Origin of the sequence: Burkholderia sp. Bp8998 (assembly GCF_003854235.1) — a bacterium.
In the GTDB taxonomy this organism is placed as follows: domain Bacteria; phylum Pseudomonadota; class Gammaproteobacteria; order Burkholderiales; family Burkholderiaceae; genus Burkholderia.
Map to the genome: position 1 here is coordinate 160,787 of NZ_QTQF01000002.1, position 16,390 is coordinate 177,176.

14 protein-coding genes are annotated in these 16,390 nt (G+C 68.9%); 6 read left to right on the forward strand and 8 right to left on the reverse strand.

Features of this window, described 5'->3' with window-relative positions:
* Positions 1-78: 78 nt before the first annotated feature.
* Positions 79-1,044, reverse strand: a complete 966-nt coding sequence (locus DIE06_RS03615) for a LysR family transcriptional regulator (RefSeq protein WP_124660166.1) — start codon at positions 1,042-1,044, stop codon at positions 79-81.
* 105 nt (positions 1,045-1,149) lie between these two features.
* Between DIE06_RS03615 and DIE06_RS03620 the strand changes: the two genes are divergently transcribed.
* The gene (locus tag DIE06_RS03620; protein ID WP_124660167.1) at positions 1,150-2,508 is read left to right on the forward strand and encodes an aspartate aminotransferase family protein; all 1,359 of its coding nucleotides are present in this window, start codon (positions 1,150-1,152) and stop codon (positions 2,506-2,508) included.
* A gap of 49 nt (positions 2,509-2,557) precedes the next feature.
* Positions 2,558-4,075, forward strand: coding sequence for a CoA-acylating methylmalonate-semialdehyde dehydrogenase (locus DIE06_RS03625; RefSeq protein ID WP_124660168.1), 1,518 nt, complete (start codon positions 2,558-2,560; stop codon positions 4,073-4,075).
* Between the two features lie 154 nt (positions 4,076-4,229).
* On the opposite strand, the gene DIE06_RS03630 is transcribed toward DIE06_RS03625, so the two are convergent.
* From DIE06_RS03630 to DIE06_RS03640, 3 genes are all read right to left on the reverse strand, one after another.
* On the reverse strand, positions 4,230-4,604 hold the full coding sequence (locus DIE06_RS03630; protein WP_124660169.1) for a hypothetical protein: 375 nt from the start codon (positions 4,602-4,604) through the stop codon (positions 4,230-4,232).
* Positions 4,605-4,918: 314 nt separating this feature from the next.
* Positions 4,919-5,851: an AEC family transporter gene (locus DIE06_RS03635; protein ID WP_124660170.1), complete on the reverse strand. Its 933-nt coding sequence runs from the start codon at positions 5,849-5,851 to the stop codon at positions 4,919-4,921.
* A gap of 164 nt (positions 5,852-6,015) precedes the next feature.
* Positions 6,016-6,900, reverse strand: a complete 885-nt coding sequence (locus DIE06_RS03640; protein ID WP_124660171.1) for a LysR family transcriptional regulator — start codon at positions 6,898-6,900, stop codon at positions 6,016-6,018.
* A gap of 386 nt (positions 6,901-7,286) precedes the next feature.
* Between DIE06_RS03640 and DIE06_RS03645 the strand changes: the two genes are divergently transcribed.
* Entirely contained in the window at positions 7,287-7,664 is a 378-nt protein-coding gene (locus DIE06_RS03645; protein ID WP_124660172.1) for a nuclear transport factor 2 family protein, read from the forward strand.
* A gap of 21 nt (positions 7,665-7,685) precedes the next feature.
* Here DIE06_RS03645 and DIE06_RS03650 read toward each other — a convergent pair whose 3' ends face one another.
* Entirely contained in the window at positions 7,686-8,624 is a 939-nt protein-coding gene (locus tag DIE06_RS03650; RefSeq protein WP_124660173.1) for a helix-turn-helix domain-containing protein, read from the reverse strand.
* An 87-nt stretch (positions 8,625-8,711) separates the two neighbouring features.
* Between DIE06_RS03650 and DIE06_RS03655 the strand changes: the two genes are divergently transcribed.
* Entirely contained in the window at positions 8,712-10,151 is a 1,440-nt protein-coding gene (locus DIE06_RS03655) for a cytochrome P450 (protein ID WP_124660174.1), read from the forward strand.
* 16 nt (positions 10,152-10,167) lie between these two features.
* On the opposite strand, the gene DIE06_RS03660 is transcribed toward DIE06_RS03655, so the two are convergent.
* Entirely contained in the window at positions 10,168-10,968 is an 801-nt protein-coding gene (locus DIE06_RS03660) for a helix-turn-helix transcriptional regulator (protein ID WP_124613562.1), read from the reverse strand.
* A 132-nt stretch (positions 10,969-11,100) separates the two neighbouring features.
* Here DIE06_RS03660 and DIE06_RS03665 point away from each other — a divergent pair, with 132 nt between their 5' ends.
* Positions 11,101-12,507 carry an APC family permease gene (locus DIE06_RS03665; protein ID WP_124660175.1) on the forward strand — a complete coding sequence of 469 codons (1,407 nt, stop codon included), beginning with the start codon at positions 11,101-11,103 and terminating at the stop codon, positions 12,505-12,507.
* 45 nt (positions 12,508-12,552) lie between these two features.
* On the forward strand, positions 12,553-13,662 hold the full coding sequence (locus tag DIE06_RS03670) for a P1 family peptidase (protein WP_124660176.1): 1,110 nt from the start codon (positions 12,553-12,555) through the stop codon (positions 13,660-13,662).
* Positions 13,663-13,800: 138 nt separating this feature from the next.
* Here DIE06_RS03670 and DIE06_RS03675 read toward each other — a convergent pair whose 3' ends face one another.
* Both DIE06_RS03675 and DIE06_RS03680 read right to left on the reverse strand, forming a co-directional pair.
* Complete coding sequence (locus tag DIE06_RS03675; protein ID WP_124660177.1) at positions 13,801-14,013, reverse strand: hypothetical protein; 213 nt, start codon at positions 14,011-14,013, stop codon at positions 13,801-13,803.
* 157 nt (positions 14,014-14,170) lie between these two features.
* Complete coding sequence (locus DIE06_RS03680; RefSeq protein WP_124660178.1) at positions 14,171-16,354, reverse strand: FUSC family protein; 2,184 nt, start codon at positions 16,352-16,354, stop codon at positions 14,171-14,173.
* Positions 16,355-16,390 lie beyond the last annotated feature (36 nt).

The window sequence follows — 16,390 nt, forward strand, 5'->3', positions numbered from 1 at the left end:
AAACGGGAAGTGCGCATTATCGCAGAGCGGATCGGGCGGCAGAACGGGGCGACGACGCAGCCCGGACCGCGGGCCGGCTTACGCGTCGCTGCCGTCACCGCCAGGCTGCACCGCCGCATGCGCGGCTTCGAGGCACGACTGGAACAGCAGCGCCGCCCGCGACGGCCGCGGCGAGCGCCGCAGCAGGCTCACGAACCGGCACCGGTAGTTGAAGCGGTGCGGCGCGATCGGCTGCATCAATCCCTTGTTCTCGAAGCTCTCCGCGTAATGGTCGGGCAGGAAGCCGAGATAGCGGCCGGACAGGATCAGCGTCGCGATCGATTCCTGGTCCGATGCCGTCGCGCTGCGCGTGAGCTTCGCGCGATGGCTCAGCTCCATGTTCGGCGAATGGAAGCCGAGCCCGGCGAACGCGTGGTTGCGGATCGTCGTCCACGTGAGCTTGCCGTGCGGCGCGTCGAACAGCGGGTGCTGGCGGCCGCAGTACAGCAGCATCCGCTCGTCGAACAGTTCCGAATACACGAGGCTGCCCGAGCTGCGGTGCGCGGGGATGATCCCGACCTGATAGCTGCCGTCGATGATCCCGCGCTCGACCTCGTTGATCGACGCGACATGCAGGTTCAGCGCGACGTCGGGCGCCTCGTCCGCGAACTGGCGGATTGCGTCGCCGAGCCGCGCATTCGGGTTGGTGGCCGTCTTGTCGAATACGGCGACATGCAATTCTCCGCCCATCTTGTCGTGAATGCCGTCGATCCTGCTGCGAAATGCCTCCATCGATGCGAGTAGACGCAGGGTTTCCTCGTACACCGTCTGCCCCTCGGCGGTCAGCGTGAAGCCCGCGCGGCCGCGCCGGCACAGCACGAGGCCGAGGCGCGTTTCCAGATCCTTCACGTGCCGGCTGATCGTCGAGATGCCGATATTCAGCTCCAGCTCGGCCGCCGCCATCCCGCCACACTGCACGACGCCCTTGAAGACCCGCAGCAGCCGCAGGTCCATGTCGCTGAGCTGTCCGAGCAGCGCGCGGCTCTTCGGTTTCTTTGCTTGCATGATTGAGCAAGTGAACATTGATATTGCGATATTCAAAAGACTAATTGGCGTCCCGACAATGCGCAATATCAACACCAGGAGGAGGGGCGCGCCGCGCCGACCGACATGACCGACACGATCACCGCCAGCCAGCAGGACGAGATCCACATCCGCACCGACGCCGCATGGCTCGACGCCCACTGGATGCCGTTCACGGCGAATCGCCAGTTCAAGTCCGACCCGCGCATGATCGTGTCGGCCAAGGACGCGTATTACACGGACGGCGACGGCCGCAAGATCTTCGACGGGCTATCGGGCCTGTGGTGCACGGGCCTCGGTCACGGCCGCACGGAAATCACGGAAGCCGTGAGCCGCCAGGTCGCGCAGCTCGACTACGCGCCGGCGTTCCAGTTCGGCCATCCGAAGTCGTTCGAGCTCGCGAACAAGATCAAGGACCTGACGCCGGCCGGCCTCGACTACGTGTTCTTCACCGGCTCGGGCTCGGAAGCGGCCGACACGTCGCTGAAGATGGCCCGCGCGTACTGGCGCGCGAAGGGCAAGGGCACGAAGACGCGCCTGATCGGCCGCGAGAAGGGCTATCACGGCGTGAACTTCGGCGGCATCTCGGTCGGCGGGATCGGCGCGAACCGCAAGCTGTTCGGCCAGGGGATCGACGCCGATTTCCTGCCGCACACGCAACTCGCGGAAAACAGGTTCTCGCGCGGGATGCCCGAGCACGGCGCCGAGCTGGCCGACCGCCTGCTCGACCTGATCGCGCTGCACGATGCGTCGAACATCGCGGCCGTGATCGTCGAGCCGTTCTCCGGCTCGGCGGGCGTCGTCATCCCGCCGAAGGGCTATCTGAAGCGCCTGCGCGACATCTGTACCGCGCACGACATCCTGCTGATTTTCGACGAAGTCATCACGGGCTTCGGTCGTGCCGGCGCGATGACGGGCGCCGATGGGTTCGGCGTGGTGCCGGACATCATGAACTTCGCGAAGCAGGTGACGAACGGCGTGCAGCCGCTCGGTGGCGTGATCGCGACGAAGGAAATCTACGACACGTTCATGGCCGCGGGCGGCCCCGAGTACATGCTCGAGTTCCCGCACGGCTACACGTACTCGGCGCACCCGGTCGCATGCGCGGCCGGCGTCGCGGCGCTCGACCTGCTCGTGAAGGAGGACGCGGTGGCCCGCGTGCGCGATCTCGCGCCGCATTTCGAGGCGGCCGTGCACGGGCTGAAGGGCCAGCGCCATATCGCGGACATCCGCAACTACGGGCTGGCGGCCGGCCTGACGATCGCGGCGCTGCCGGGCGAGCCGGCACGGCGCCCGTACGAGATCGCGATGCGCTGCTGGGCGAAGGGCTTCTACGTGCGCTACGGCGGCGACACGATCCAGCTCGCGCCGCCGTTCATCTCGGAGAAGCGCGAGATCGACAACCTGGTCAACGCGCTGTCCGACGCGCTGAACGAAGTGGACTGAGCCAACGCTCGCCCGTTGCGACAACCGAATTCACGAAAGAGCCGGAAACATGAAACACGATAGCAATGTGACCTCCACCGTCGGCCACCTGATCGACGGCAAGCGCGTCGACGGCGGCAGCCGGATCCAGCCGGTGTTCGACCCGGCGACGGGCGAATCGGACAAGAGCGTCGCGCTCGCCGACAAGCTGACCGTCGAAGCCGCGATCGCGTCCGCGCAGGCCGCGTTCCCGGCGTGGCGCAACACGCCGCCGCTGAAGCGCGCCCGCGTGATGAGCCGCTTCAAGACGCTGCTCGAGGAGCACGCGGACGAACTGTGCGCACTGATCACCGCCGAGCACGGCAAGGTGCTCGCCGACGCGATGGGCGAACTGCAGCGCGGGATCGAGAACGTCGAATACGCTTCCTACGTGCCCGAGCTGCTGAAGGGCGAGCACAGCAAGAACGTCGGCCCCGCGATCGACTCGTGGAGCGAGTTCCAGGCGCTCGGCGTCGCCGCCGGCATCACGCCGTTCAACTTCCCGGTGATGGTGCCGCTGTGGATGTGGCCGATGGCCGTCGCGTGCGGCAACACGTTCGTGCTGAAGCCGTCCGAGCGCACGCCGTCGTCGACGCTGCGCATGGCCGAGCTCGCGCTCGAAGCCGGCCTGCCGCCGGGCGTGCTGAACGTCGTGAACGGCGACAAGGAAGCGGTCGACACGATCCTGACCGACCCGCGCGTGAAGGCGGTGAGCTTCGTCGGCTCGACGCCGATCGCCGAATACATCTACACGACCGGCTGCGCGCACGGCAAGCGCGTGCAGGCGCTCGGCGGCGCGAAGAACTTCGCGGTCGTGATGCCCGACGCCGATATCGGCAACGCGGTGAACGCATTGATGGGCGCCGCGTACGGCTCGTGCGGCGAGCGCTGCATGGCGATTCCGCTGGTCGTCGCGATCGGCGATGAAACGGGCGACAAGGTGGTCGAAGGCCTGAAGGCCGAGATCGAGAAGATGAAGGTCGGCCCGGGCAACGGTGCCGGCGTCGACATGGGGCCGCTCGTCACGCAGCAGCATTTCGAGAAGGTGACAAGCTTCGTCGAGGCGGGCGTGGAGGCGGGCGCGACGCTCGTCGTCGACGGCCGCGGGGTGAAGGTCGACGGCCATGACGGCGGCTACTACCTCGGCCCGTGCCTGTTCGACAACGTGAAGCCAGGCATGCCGATCTACCAGCACGAGATCTTCGGGCCGGTGCTCGGCGTGATCCGCCTGAAGTCGCTCGACGAGGCAATGGCGCTGATCGACGCGCACGAATACGGTAACGGCACGTGCCTGTTCACGCGCGACGGCGAAGCGGCGCGCTACTTCAGCGACAACATCCAGATCGGCATGGTCGGCATCAACGTGCCGCTGCCGGTGCCGGTCGCGTACCACTCGTTCGGCGGCTGGAAGCGCTCGCTGTTCGGCGACCTGCACGCGTACGGCCCGGATGCGGTGCGCTTCTACACGAAGCGCAAGACGATCACGCAGCGCTGGCCGTCGGCCGGCGTGCGCGAAGGGACGGTGTTCAGCTTCCCGTCGAACCGCTGACGCGTTTGCGTCGGCCGCACGCGACGCCCGCCGTGCGGCGGGCGCCGCCACGCAGCCGGCGTGGAGACGCACGAACCCGCCCCGATCGTCGATCGGGGCGGATTTTTTTACGCGTGCAACGGCCGTGCCGACCCGCAACGCGTGGAAGCGGCGCTTACGGGGCGACGACGTGCCATACGCTCTTGAAGTTGTCGCCGTTGCGGTCGCCCTGTTTCATGTCCTTCGAGAAGAAGTACAGCGGCTTGCCCTTGTACGCCCATTGCGGGCTGCCATCGTCGCGCTTGACGAGCGTATAGGGGCCGACCGGGACGTCGGTCGCGCTGGCCTTGTACGGTGGCCAGAGCGATTCGCATTGGCCCGTGCATGCGCTGGTGCCGGCGTTGGGCTTGTCCTTGTCGAATGTGTAGACGGTCATCCCGTTCGCGGCGACGAGCGCGCCGTTTTCGACTTTGGTGATCGAGCCTTGAGCCGAGGCCGAAACGGACGCCATGGCGAGCACGGCGGAACTGACGAGCAGCACGGCTTTCATGGGTACCTCCTTGTAGTCCCGTGGGCGGCGCGATCGCGTGCACGGCCGGGCGTGCGCACGATCGCGGGGAATGGTGCCGGAACACGGCGCCGTGGCAGCCGGTGCGAGCGACGCAAGGTCGAGTGGCGGCTGAACGACCCGCTTCATTCACCATAGGCGGTTTTTGGCAGGGCTGCGAGAAGAACCGGGGGCGCATCGGCGGCGCGTAGGTCGCGCGCAACGACGCAGCGGTGGCGCGCGTGCGGCGGGATTCGGCATCCGTCCCCGAACGGGGGGCGCGTTGCTGAGTGCGTTCGGGGGCCGGTGCCGGGCCGTCAGCGCAACACCGGCACCGACGCGAGCGCCGTCAGCACGGCCGGCATCGCGAGCGCGGCGGCGATCGTCTGGAATGCGGTGATGCCCGCCATCAGCGGCGCGTCGCCGCCGAGCTGGCGCGCCATGATGTACGACGAGGACGACGTCGGCAGCGCCTGGAACAGCAGCGCGATGGTCAACGCGGCATCGCCGAGCCCGAGCAGGCGGCCGGCCGCGAGCGTGGCGAGCGGCATCGCCATGAACTTGAACGCCGACGCGATGCACATCGGCTGCATCCACGCGCGGGCCGCGTCGAACTTCAGTGCCGCGCCCACGCACAGCAGGCCGAGCGGCATCGATGCGGCGCCGAGCGCGCGCACGACCGGTTCGACGGCGGCGGGAAACGCGATGCCGGCGGCCTGCATCGCGATCCCCAGCGCGCACCCGACGACGAGCGGATTCGACAGGATCTGGCGCACGAGCGCCCAGGCACCGAGCCGCGTGTCGCCGTAGCGTGCGAACACCAGCACGCACATCAGGTTCACGGTCGGCACGATTGCCGCGACGCACACGGCCGCGAGCGCGATGCCGTGCGCGCCGAACAGTCCGGCGGCGAGGGCGGTGCCGACATAGTTGTTGAAGCGTACCGCGCCCTGGAACACCGACGTGAACCCGGCGCCGTCGACCTGCACGAACCGGCGGACCAGCAGAAGAAGCGCCGCGACGAGCATGGTCGAACCGACCAGTGCCGCCGCGAGCGGCAGAACGGGCAGTGCTTGCAGCCGCGCATTCGCGAGACCGTCCGCGAACAGCGCGGGCAGCAGCACGTAGTAGCAAAGCCGCTCGGCCTGCGGCCAGAACGCATCGGCGATGAAGCCCGTGCGCCGGAGGCCGTGACCGAACGCGACCAGCAGCGCGACCGGCGCGAGCGCGAGCAGGATCGGGCCGATCATCGACGCGCCTTCAGGCGAGGCGGGGGGGACGGCCGGCAGGCGGCGCAGCGGAACGAAGCGGGAATCCATCCGGCGGGCGACATGGCGGCACGCATTCGAAAGAGTGACGATGCCGCCAAGTTAACACGCGGATGCAGCAGGAATAATGGTTAATTATCGGGTGTTCAATGAGAAATTCTCATCGATGACGCGGTGACTTCGGCGGCGAGCGCACGTGCGAAACGCTCGGCCGGACGCGACTGGTGTTCGAGCAGCACGACCGCGCGGCCCATCTGCGGCTGGCCGAACGGCAAGCGCGTGACGGGCGGCAGACGCGCGAGCGTGGAGTCGGGGAGCGCGACGATCGCCGCGCCGAGCCCACGCGCGACCATGCGTGCGATCGTCTCCGCGCTGTCGAGCACCATCTCCTCGCGCACGCGCACGCCAATGCGGCGCAGTTCGGCGGCGATCATCCGGCCGGCCCACGCCTGCGCGTCGAAGCGGATGAACGGCAGCGCCTCGAGCAGCGTGCCCGCATCGCGCTCCGCGTAGTCCGGCGGCGCGAGCAGCCAGAAGCGGTCTTCGTACAGCGTGGTCCACGTCAGTTCCGCCGGATGCGGGCGCACCGGGCGCGTCGTGATGGCCGCGTCGAGTTCGCCGGCCGCGACGCGGTTCGCCAGTTCGGCCGACATGCCGGCCGATACGTGCACGCGCAACGACGGATGCGCAGCGCGCAGCGCGAGCAGCGCATCGGGCAGCGGGCCGGACAGCGCGGTCTGGATCGCGCCGATCCGCAGCCGGCCGACGAGCTTCTTCTCGTCGCTGAGCGCGTCGGGGATCCGGTCGACCATCGCGAGCACCTGCTCGGCCTGCGCGACGAGGATGTTGCCGGCTTCGGTGAGTACCGGCTGGCGGCGCGAACGGTCGAACAGCCGGACGTTGTATTCGCTCTCGAGCGTCTTGATCTGCAGGCTCACGGCGGACTGCGTGAGCCCGATCGCTTCGCCGGCGCGCGCGAAGGTCCGGTATCGGGCGATCGCGACCAGCGTTCTGAATGCGCGTAGTGACATGGGCTCGGTGGGGTGGGCGGCCGGGGCCGGCACGCGGATTGCTCGATGATGCCGTGGGCGGTGCATGAACGGCATGCCGATCGCGGCACCGATGACCGCCGAAGCCGACGAACGCGGCCGGCACGCTGGCGGACATCATGCCCGCGCGTGCGGAAACGGGCAACCGCGGCATCGGTGCTCGCGGCGGAAGCGTCGCGCGGCGGGCGCACAGGGGGCGCAGCGATCGGCTGGTGCGGAATCGTGAATGGCATCGGGCGTGGCGTGCGCGTCGGTCTGCCAGCGCGGGATCCGTCGTGGCCCTGCGTGCCGTCCGGATGCGTTTGAACGATGCCGCGGGGCGACGCGCGCGGTCGCGTCCACCCCGGCCCTTCGCGGAGGTAACGACGATGCCTGAAGACCCCGGTGACGTTGCGCGCGCCAGCTATCGCGCCTATGTCGACAAGGACCGCCATGCGATCGAAGCGCTGATCGCGCCGGACTTCCATTTCACGAGCCCGCTCGACAACCGGCTCGACCGCGACGCCTATCTGGCGCGCTGCTGGCCGAACAGCGCGATGCTTGCCGGTTTCGCGTTCGTCGACGTCGCCGTGCACGGCGAATACGTGTTCGTCGTGTACGAAGCCGCAACGACTGCCGGCAGGCGGTTCCGGAATGCGGAGCGATTGCGCGTGCGCGACGGCCGGATCGTCGAGGCCGAGGTGTATTTCGGCTGGTACGTGCCGCACCAGGCGCCCGAGGGCGGGTTCATCGAAACGGGTGGTTGATGCGTGACGGGCGGTTGCCCGTCACACCCAGAGCCGGTACATCCAGAACGATTCGTCCTCGGCGAAGCGTCGCACGAACTCGGTCGGCGAGAAGCCGGTGATGCGTCGCGTCGCGCGGCTCAGGTGCGCCTGGTCGGCGAACCCCTCGTCCAGCGCGAGCGCGGCCCAGTCGACCGGCTGTCCGGCGTCCCGCCGGTCCCGCGCGGCGAAGAACACGCCTTCCGTGCGGACCAGCGTCTGCCAGTCGCGCAACGAGCGCCCGCTGTACGACTTGATGCGCCGTTCGACCTGACGCGGGCTGTGGGTGTAGCGCCATTCGCGCGCTTTCGACGCGAGACGCCCGACCCAACTGCGCCCCGCCTCGCGCAGCGACGACAGCGGCGACACGCTGCCGCGCAGCGCGTGCCAGCGCGGCGCGAGGTACCGGTCGAGCGCGGCCAGCACGGCGTCGTCGTGCTCGGCATCGGCCAGCGCATCGAGCAGCGGCCGCCAGTTGTCGTCGAGGCACGCATGCGCGTCGATGAAGGTGTCGTGGATCGTCGGCAACGCAATGCCGAACAGCGCGCGCGCCGCATCGGCATGCAGGCAGACGATACCGCCTTGTCCGCTCGCCGGCGCCCAGCTCGCGACCGGCATCGACTGGCTGCCCGACAGCGTCGCCGATGCACCGAACGGCCGCCACACGGGGCCGTCGCTCGTGCGCTGGACGAGCCCGACGTCGAAGCCGCGATACCACGACAGGCAGACGATCGGCGACGCGGGGAAATGCGTGAGCCGCTGCGCGTCGCTTAGCGTGAAGCCGCGCGTGTCGCGGCTGATGATCGCGACGACCGCGCCTTGCAGCGCGGCCGGCGGCGGATACAGCCGCGTGTACGGTTGCAGGCCGTCGCACAGCACGCGCGGCGCACGCGCGAGCGGATCGGGACACGGCGGCAGAGTCGGAGACGGAACGGAGGGCATGACGCCGGAGTATAGGGACCGGGGCCGCACGTGTCGATGTCGTTTGCGTTCAAGACCGGTCGTGTGTCGATCCGGACAATCCGGCCCATGAACACACGATCCTCTTCCCGATGCCCATTTCATGCGGACGCCGCCGGCGCGTCGCCCGCACTTCACCCGCCCGGCGTATGGCCGCCGGGGCCGCATGCCGGCCTGACGGGGTGGCGGCTGCTGCGCGCGATGTCGCGCGACCTGACCGGCGCGCTAGCGGGCTGGCAGCGCGCGCATGGCGACGTCGTGCACCTGCGCATGTGGCCCGAACATGCGGTGGTCGTGACCGATCCCGCGCTCGTGCGCGAACTGCTGGTCACGCATCACGATGCGTTCGTGCGCTGGGAGCGCGGCATCCGCGTGCTCTCGCAGGTTCACGGGCACAGCGTGCTGGTCGCAGAGGGCGATGCATGGCGCGACAAGCGGCACGCGCTGCTGCCGAACTTCATGCCGAAGCCGGTGCAGGCATTCGTGCCGTCGATTGCCGCGACCGCCGCTCATGCGCTCGCGCAGTGGCCGGCGCACGATGCGCACTGGCCGATCGAGCGCGCGCTGACGTCGCTGGCGATGGACGTGATCATGCGCACGATGTTTTCAAACGCGATCGGCGCGGATGCACGCGTGGCCGAGGATGCGGTGCGCACGGTGAGCGCGGCGGCGAACGCCGAGTTCTACCAGCCGGCCAGCGCGCCGGACTGGATGCCGTGGAAGCGCGGCAAGGCGAGGGCGCGGGCGGTGCTGAACGGATTGATCGACCGGCAACTGCATGCGCGTCTCGACATGCCGGAGCACGGCTGGCCGGACGACCTGCTGTCGCGCCTGTTGCGGCTGCATCGTGCCGACACGCGCGCATGGCCGCTGCGCGCCGTGCACGACGAGTGCATCACGGCCTTCCTGGCTGGCCACGAGACGGCCGCGGCCACGTTGACGTGGTGGGCCTGGAACATGGCCGCGAATCCGGCCGCTCAGGCCATCGCGCGCGATGAGGTCGTGCGCGTGCTGGGCGGCCGTGCGCCGACCGCCGACACGCGCCCCGCATTGCGCTACCTGACGCAGACGCTCGAGGAAACGATGCGCCTGTACCCGGCGGCGCCGATCCTGATCAGCCGCCGCGCATTGCGGCCGGTCGCGCTGGGCGCGTGGCAGTTTCCCGCGCGGACGCTGTTCATGCTGCCGATTCGGCTCGTGCACCACGACGCGCGATGGTTTGCAAAACCGCAGGCCTTTCGGCCCGAGCGCTTCGCCGACGATGCGCCGGCGATTCCGCGCGGCGCGTACATGCCGTTCGGCACGGGGCCGCGCGTGTGCCTCGGCCAGCATCTGGCGATGACGGAAATGACGGTGGTGGCCGCGATGATTCTGCAGCGTCATGCGTTGTCCGTGCCGTCCGGCATGGCGCCGCCGCGCGCGACGCTGAATGTCACGCTGCGGCCCGAGCGCGCGCTGCACCTGGCGATCGCGCCGACGGGGCGGGCGGTGGGCGACGCGCGGTCGTGACGCGCCGGCGTCGCGCTCAGCCGGCCGCATCCTCCCCGAGCGCCTGAATGAATCGCGAAAACAGCTCCGGCTGCGACGAGATCCCGAGCTTCGCGTAAAGATGCCGCCGATGCACCTTCACCGTCTCCGGTGAAATCGCCAGCCGCTCCGCGATCGCCTTCGACGAATTGCCGCGCAGCACCATTCTCGCGATCGACATCTCGCGATCCGTCAGCACGCCCGCGCCGAAGCGCGCGAGCGCCTGCTCGACGCGCGCGCCGAGATCGTCGTCGGGCGTCGCGCGCGCGGCATCGCCCACCAGCCGCCAGTGCTGCCGGATGGTCGCGAGCACCCACGGCATCGCGGCCGTCAGCTTGCCGAGCGGCTCGACGTCGAAGCGCGCGGCCGCGCCGAGCGACAACGACAGCAGCAGGTCGGGATTCGGCCGCAGCAGGATCTGGATCTCGTCGTCGCCGACCGCGTCGCGGAAGTAGCTCAGGAAATATTCGCTCTGCCGGAACAGGTCCGGCGCGACCTCCTCGAGCCGGTAGCAGCCGTCGGCAAGCCCGTCGTGCGCGGCCTGCAGGAACGGATCGAGCAGATATAACCCATTCAGGTAAAGCGGCACCGGCGATGCGCTGTCGGTGCCGCCCGTGTCGTATTCGTCGAGCACGAGCGGCACGCCATCACGGCCGATCGCGGTCGCGAGCGCGTTGTCGAACGGCACCATTTCGTTGAGCAGCAGCACCAGGAAACGCCAGAAGCGCGGCTGGCCGAGATGATCGATCGCGCGGCCGAGCGCCTGGTGCATCGCGATTTCGGAGAAGAGTCGATCCATACCACCACCGGAGGGCGTAACACGAAGGGGGAATAGCGGTCCTGAATTTGGCTTCCTAGACTGCCACGCAATGAATCGGGCCCGAGTATGGGCGTTCAAAAAAGAGCAGGATAGGAGCAACAGGAGAACGAAATGGCGATGATGTCGGAATCGACGGGCACGCTGCAAGCGACGCCTGCCACGCAAGACGCGCCGCGCGCGTTGTCGCAGACGCTCAGCGTGCGCGACGCGGTGATGATCACCGTGTCGGGCGTGACGCCCGCAAGCTCGATCTTCGTGATCGCGCCGTTCGCGATCCAGCAGGCCGGCAGCGGCGCGGTGCTGTCGTTCCTGCTCGGCGGCGTGCTCGCGCTCGCATTCGCACTCTGCTACGCGGAACTCAGCGCCGCGCACCGCAGCGCGGGCGGCGAATACGTGATGGCCAAGCGCGTGTTCGGCACGCTGCCCGGCTACCTGACCTTCATCACGGTGCTGTCCGTCAGCGTGTTCATTCCCGCGGTGCTCGCGAGCGGTGCCGCGCCCTACCTGAACAACGCACTCGGCACGCACTTCGGCAACCAGTCGGTCGCGCTCACGATCGTGCTGCTCAGCTATGTGCTCGGCATGCTGAACATCAAGACGAATGCGTGGATCACCGGCGCGTTTCTCGTCGTCGAGATCGGCGTGCTGATGCTGATCGCGGGGCTCGGCTTCGGTTCCCCGCATCGCGGCACCGACGTGCTGGTCGCGCCGGTCGTCGCGAGCGGCCATGCGCTGGTGCCGGCCACGCTCGCGGCGATCGTGCCCGCGATCGGCACGGCGATCTTCTGCTACAACGGCTTCGGCTCCGCCGCGTATCTCGCGGAAGACCTGCGCGGCGGCAACCGCAACGTCGCGAAGGCGGTGATCTATTCGCTGCTGGTGATCCTCGTCGTCGAACTGGTTCCGCTGACCGCGATCGTGCTCGGCGCGCCGTCGCTGACGGAGCTGACGAAGAGCGCGGACCCGATCGGCTATGTCGTGCGCTCGCTGAGCAACCCGGCGGTGTCGCGCGTGGTCAGCGGCGGGATCTTCCTGTCGGTGTTCAACGCGATCATCGCGATCGTGATCACGATGGGGCGGCTGCTGTACAGCAGCGGCCGGCATGCGCTCTGGTCGCGCACTTGCAACCGCGCGTTCTCGACGATCCATCCGCGCTTCGAGTCGCCGTGGCTCGCGACGCTCGCGCTGGCGGTGCCGTCGTCGGGGCTCGTGTTCGTGTCGAGCCTCGACGAACTGACCGCGTTCACGGTCGACCTGCTGCTGCTGATCTACCTGGTCGTCGGACTGGCCGCGCTGGCGAGCCGGCTCGTGCGCCGCGACGTCGAGCATCATTACCGGATGCCGCTGTGGCCCGTGACGCCGCTCGTCGCGGTCGCGGGCGCCGCGTACACGCTCAACACGACGCTGGCGACGGCGACGAAGCCGACCGACCTGATCATCATCGGCGGGCTGCTGGTGGCCGCGCTGGTGATGTATGCGGTCTGGGCGCGCCACAGCGATGCGTTCCGCTCGCTCTGAACCTGCCGACACACCGAACCATTGAAAGACTGGAGGAACTGCATCATGCGCACGAGGGATCTCGGCATCCGCATCGGACTCGGCACGCCGGGCCGCTTCAACGCGATCACGGATGTACCGGGCGTGCGGGTCGGACATTGCACGCTGAACGTCGAGAACGGCGACGCATCGATCCGCACCGGCGTCACCGTCATCGAGCCGCGCGCGAGCGCCGTGCACGATTCGCCGTGCTTCGCGGGCGTTCACGTGCTGAACGGCAACGGCGACGCGACCGGGCTCGAATGGATCCGCGAAGCCGGCCTGCTGACGACGCCGATCGCCTGTACGAACACGCACAGCGTCGGCACGGTGCGCGATGCGCTGGTCGCGAACGAACGCGAAGCGGCGGCCGGCCGCATGTACTGGTGCATGCCGGTCGTGATGGAAACCTACGACGGTCTGCTCAACGATATCTGGGGGCAGCACGTGAGCGCCGCGCACGTGCAGCGCGCGCTGGCCGCCGCGCAGTCGGGGCCGGTCGCCGAAGGCGGCGTGGGCGGCGGCACGGGGATGATCTGCCACGAGTTCAAGGGCGGCATCGGCACCGCGTCGCGGGTGGTGGCGGCCGACGCGGGCGGCTGGACCGTCGGCGCGCTCGTGCAGGCGAACTACGGCGTGCGCGAGATGCTGCGCGTGGCCGGCTACCCGGTCGGCGAAGTGCTGCGGCACGTGCATTCGCCATTTCGCGCACCCGATGCGCAAGGCGAGGCCGGGATGGGCTCGATCGTCGTCACGATCGCGACCGACGCGCCGCTGCTGCCGCATCAGTGCACGCGCCTAGCGCAGCGTGCGAGCGTCGGGCTGGCCCGCGTCGGCGGCGGCACCGAGGATTCGAGCGGCGACATCTTCGTTGCGTTCGCAACGGGCAACGACGGGCTGCCGGTCGCGAACTACGGCAGCAAGGGCGCGCCGACGACGGCCGTGAAGATGGTGAACAACGACCATATCTCCGCGCTGTTCGTCGCGGCGGCGGAAGCGGTGGAGGAAGCGATCGTGAATGCGCTGGTCGCGGGAAGCGACGTCGAGTCGCGCGGTGCGCGGGTCGAAGGGCTGGGGCAGCCGCGCTTGCTGGATGCGTTGCGCGACGTGGGGTGGCGGCCGGGGCGCGGCGCCTGAAACGGCATGCGCCGCTTCAATCGAAGCGGCGTGGCGGGCAGTGTCGGTGCGGCGAGCGGCCGGCGCGTCGTGCGCGGGCGCATGCGATGCGCGCGATGCGCGCGCGGCGGGCCTGGCCGTGACGACGCGGCGTCATGCTCAGCTGCCGAAGTAGACGTTGCAGAAGCTGACGGGGCCGACGCATGCGTTCGGGTCTTCCTGCTTCGATTGCGCACGATCGACGCGGCCTGCGGCCTGGACGGCTTCGGCGCGGTTCGCCGGTTGCTGCGCGAGCTCGGCCGGCGCGGGCTGGGCATGCGCGACAGCGGCGGTGAGCGACAGGGCAACGAGGGCGAGGTGCAGCGGCTTCATTTCGGTTTCTCCTGGGTCAGTGCCAGTCTCGCTGGCAGTGAGGAAACTATAGGCTCGCACTGCTTGAAGATTAATCACCGCGGGTGCAGAGCTTATTTCCAATCGGAACAAGGGTGACGTTGCGTACGCATCGATCGCCGCCGGCCGCCATCGACCGTCAATGACGGTGGCGGTTGAACGGCGCGTCCTTGTCCAGCAGCGCGCTGCGGATGAAGTGCAGGCAGCCGACGATGCGCTGCATGCGGTGGCGCGCCTCGGGCACCGCGTACCACGCATGCAGCGCGTGCTGCGCGGCACGGATCGCCAGGTTCACCGATTTCAGCGTGCGCGCGTGGTGGCGCGGCGTCGGATCGTCGAAGAAGCGCGGCAGCTCGCGCAGCACCGCGTCGATCGATGCGGTCCAGCGCAGGGTCTGCGGCGGTTTCGATTCGCAGAACCCGTGCAGCTCGTCGCGCAGGTCGATCACCGCATGGCCGACCTCGAGCGTCGACAGCATCCAGCGCAGCGCGTCGCGATGCTGCCGCGTGCGCTTGACGAGCAGCGTGCGCAGCTGCGCCATCAGGTCGTGCGTGCTCGACTGGAAGCGCGCCGCGAGGCCCTCGCGCGCGCCTTCGCACGCGAGTGTGACCTGACGGCGCAGATCGTGCGCGATACGCGCCGTGAGCCACGGCATGTGAGTCGGAAACACCACGGCGAACACGATCGAGCACGCCAGCATCGCGACGACGACGGCGAAACCGTTGTTGATCAGCACCTCGGGGGTATATGAAATCGCGTTGTCGGGGCCCGCGAGCAGGCAGAAGAACACCGCGAAGCCGATCCCGTAGCCGGACAGGCCCGGACGCATCGCGAGAAACGCGCCGAGGCCGAGCACCGGCGCGAGCGCCGCGCACAGCAGCGGAAAGCCGTCGATGTTCGGATAGACGTAGCAGAGGAACACGTAGCCGACCGCCGTCGCGAACGCCGCGCCGACGCCCATCTGCGCGACGAACTTCGGCGCGCGCGGCGACGTCGAGCTCAGCGCGCACGCGATCGCGGTGGCGATCACGGCGAGCGAGCCGCTCGGCCATTCGGACGCGATCCAGAACGCGCTCATCGCGCCGACGGCGACGAGCGTGCGCAGGAACGCGAAGCCGACGAAGAACGAATTGGTCTTCACCGCGTAGTGCGTGACCGAGCGTTCGAACGCGTGATCGTCACGGTCGAGCGACGCGTTGGTGTCGGCGTAGCCGAGATACTCGCCGATGAAGCGATACATCAGCTCGATCGCGGTATCGAAGTCGAGCAGGCCGCCGGCCGCGTGATCCTCGATCTCGCGGCGCGATGCGCGTGCGGCCTTCGGCAACGCGCCGTGAAAGCGGCGCAGTTCGAGCAGCGCGCCGGTGGTCGACGCGATGCCGCGCTGCCGCTCGTCGCGCAACGCGGTGATCCGCTGCGCGAGCGCATCGATGTGCGGCGCGAGCGCGTCGAGCACGGCGTCCGACCGGTTCGCGCGCAAGCGTTTGACGAGCTGGTGCAGCGCATGCAGGCGGGTGCACGCATTCATGAACTCGCTGTTGAGCCGCGCGAGCCGGCGGCTGCGTGCACGAATGTGCGGATCCTCGAACGACGCGAACGCGCGGTTGGCCTCGAAGCCGACGATCTCGTCGACGAAATCGGCGAAGCGCCGCTCGAAGTCGCCGCGTGCGAGGTCGCCCGACAACGCGCCGGCCGCGAAAGCCGCGAACTTCACGTGACGGGCGGTCAGCGAGCGCATCAGCGCTTTCGCGGAACTGAGCGGCAGGATCAGCGCGCTGACCGCGCCGGAGCATGCGATGCCGAGCGCGACTTCCGCGGCGCGCGTGAGTGCGGACTGGAACAGCGTCTGCGGCGTCATCACCGCGGGCAGGCCGATCAGCGCGGCGGTATAGCCGGCGAGCACGAACCCGTACCAGCGGAAGTGGCGATTGCGCACCGCGAGCGCGATGCAGCCGCCGATCCACAGCGTGATGCCGGCCATGTACAACTCCGGCTGCTGCGCGAACAGCCCGCTGAGTGCGAGCGCGCCGACGAGGCCGGCCGCCGTGCCGAGCACGCGGTAGAAGCTCTTCGCGAACACCATCCCCGACAGCGGCTGCATCAGCACGAACACGGTCGTCATCGCCGTACGCGGCTGCGACATCTCGAGCCGCATCGCGATGCCCATCGCGAGCAGCGCGGCGAGCACGGTCTTGGCGAGATGCAGCCAGATCAGCCCGTCGCTCGCGGCCCAGTCGCGCGCGGCATCGCCGAGCGGATCGAGCCAGGTCCTCCATCGTGCGGGTTCGATGGACGTTCGCTCGATCGCAGGTTGTGGCTTCATGAAGAAAGAGGGGGGCGGTACGGGGCCGGGCAAGTG

What these genes read in the sequence shown, in the direction of transcription:
- DIE06_RS03615 (WP_124660166.1), bottom strand. Translation starts at nt 1,044, where the DNA reads ATGCAAGCAAAGAAACCGAAGAGCCGCGCGCTGCTCGGACAGCTCAGC.
- DIE06_RS03620 (WP_124660167.1), top strand. Translation starts at nt 1,150, where the DNA reads ATGACCGACACGATCACCGCCAGCCAGCAGGACGAGATCCACATCCGC.
- DIE06_RS03625 (WP_124660168.1), top strand. Translation starts at nt 2,558, where the DNA reads ATGAAACACGATAGCAATGTGACCTCCACCGTCGGCCACCTGATCGAC.
- DIE06_RS03630 (WP_124660169.1), bottom strand. Translation starts at nt 4,604, where the DNA reads ATGAAAGCCGTGCTGCTCGTCAGTTCCGCCGTGCTCGCCATGGCGTCC.
- DIE06_RS03635 (WP_124660170.1), bottom strand. Translation starts at nt 5,851, where the DNA reads ATGATCGGCCCGATCCTGCTCGCGCTCGCGCCGGTCGCGCTGCTGGTC.
- DIE06_RS03640 (WP_124660171.1), bottom strand. Translation starts at nt 6,900, where the DNA reads ATGTCACTACGCGCATTCAGAACGCTGGTCGCGATCGCCCGATACCGG.
- DIE06_RS03645 (WP_124660172.1), top strand. Translation starts at nt 7,287, where the DNA reads ATGCCTGAAGACCCCGGTGACGTTGCGCGCGCCAGCTATCGCGCCTAT.
- DIE06_RS03650 (WP_124660173.1), bottom strand. Translation starts at nt 8,624, where the DNA reads ATGCCCTCCGTTCCGTCTCCGACTCTGCCGCCGTGTCCCGATCCGCTC.
- DIE06_RS03655 (WP_124660174.1), top strand. Translation starts at nt 8,712, where the DNA reads ATGAACACACGATCCTCTTCCCGATGCCCATTTCATGCGGACGCCGCC.
- DIE06_RS03660 (WP_124613562.1), bottom strand. Translation starts at nt 10,968, where the DNA reads ATGGATCGACTCTTCTCCGAAATCGCGATGCACCAGGCGCTCGGCCGC.
- DIE06_RS03665 (WP_124660175.1), top strand. Translation starts at nt 11,101, where the DNA reads ATGGCGATGATGTCGGAATCGACGGGCACGCTGCAAGCGACGCCTGCC.
- DIE06_RS03670 (WP_124660176.1), top strand. Translation starts at nt 12,553, where the DNA reads ATGCGCACGAGGGATCTCGGCATCCGCATCGGACTCGGCACGCCGGGC.
- DIE06_RS03675 (WP_124660177.1), bottom strand. Translation starts at nt 14,013, where the DNA reads ATGAAGCCGCTGCACCTCGCCCTCGTTGCCCTGTCGCTCACCGCCGCT.
- DIE06_RS03680 (WP_124660178.1), bottom strand. Translation starts at nt 16,354, where the DNA reads ATGAAGCCACAACCTGCGATCGAGCGAACGTCCATCGAACCCGCACGA.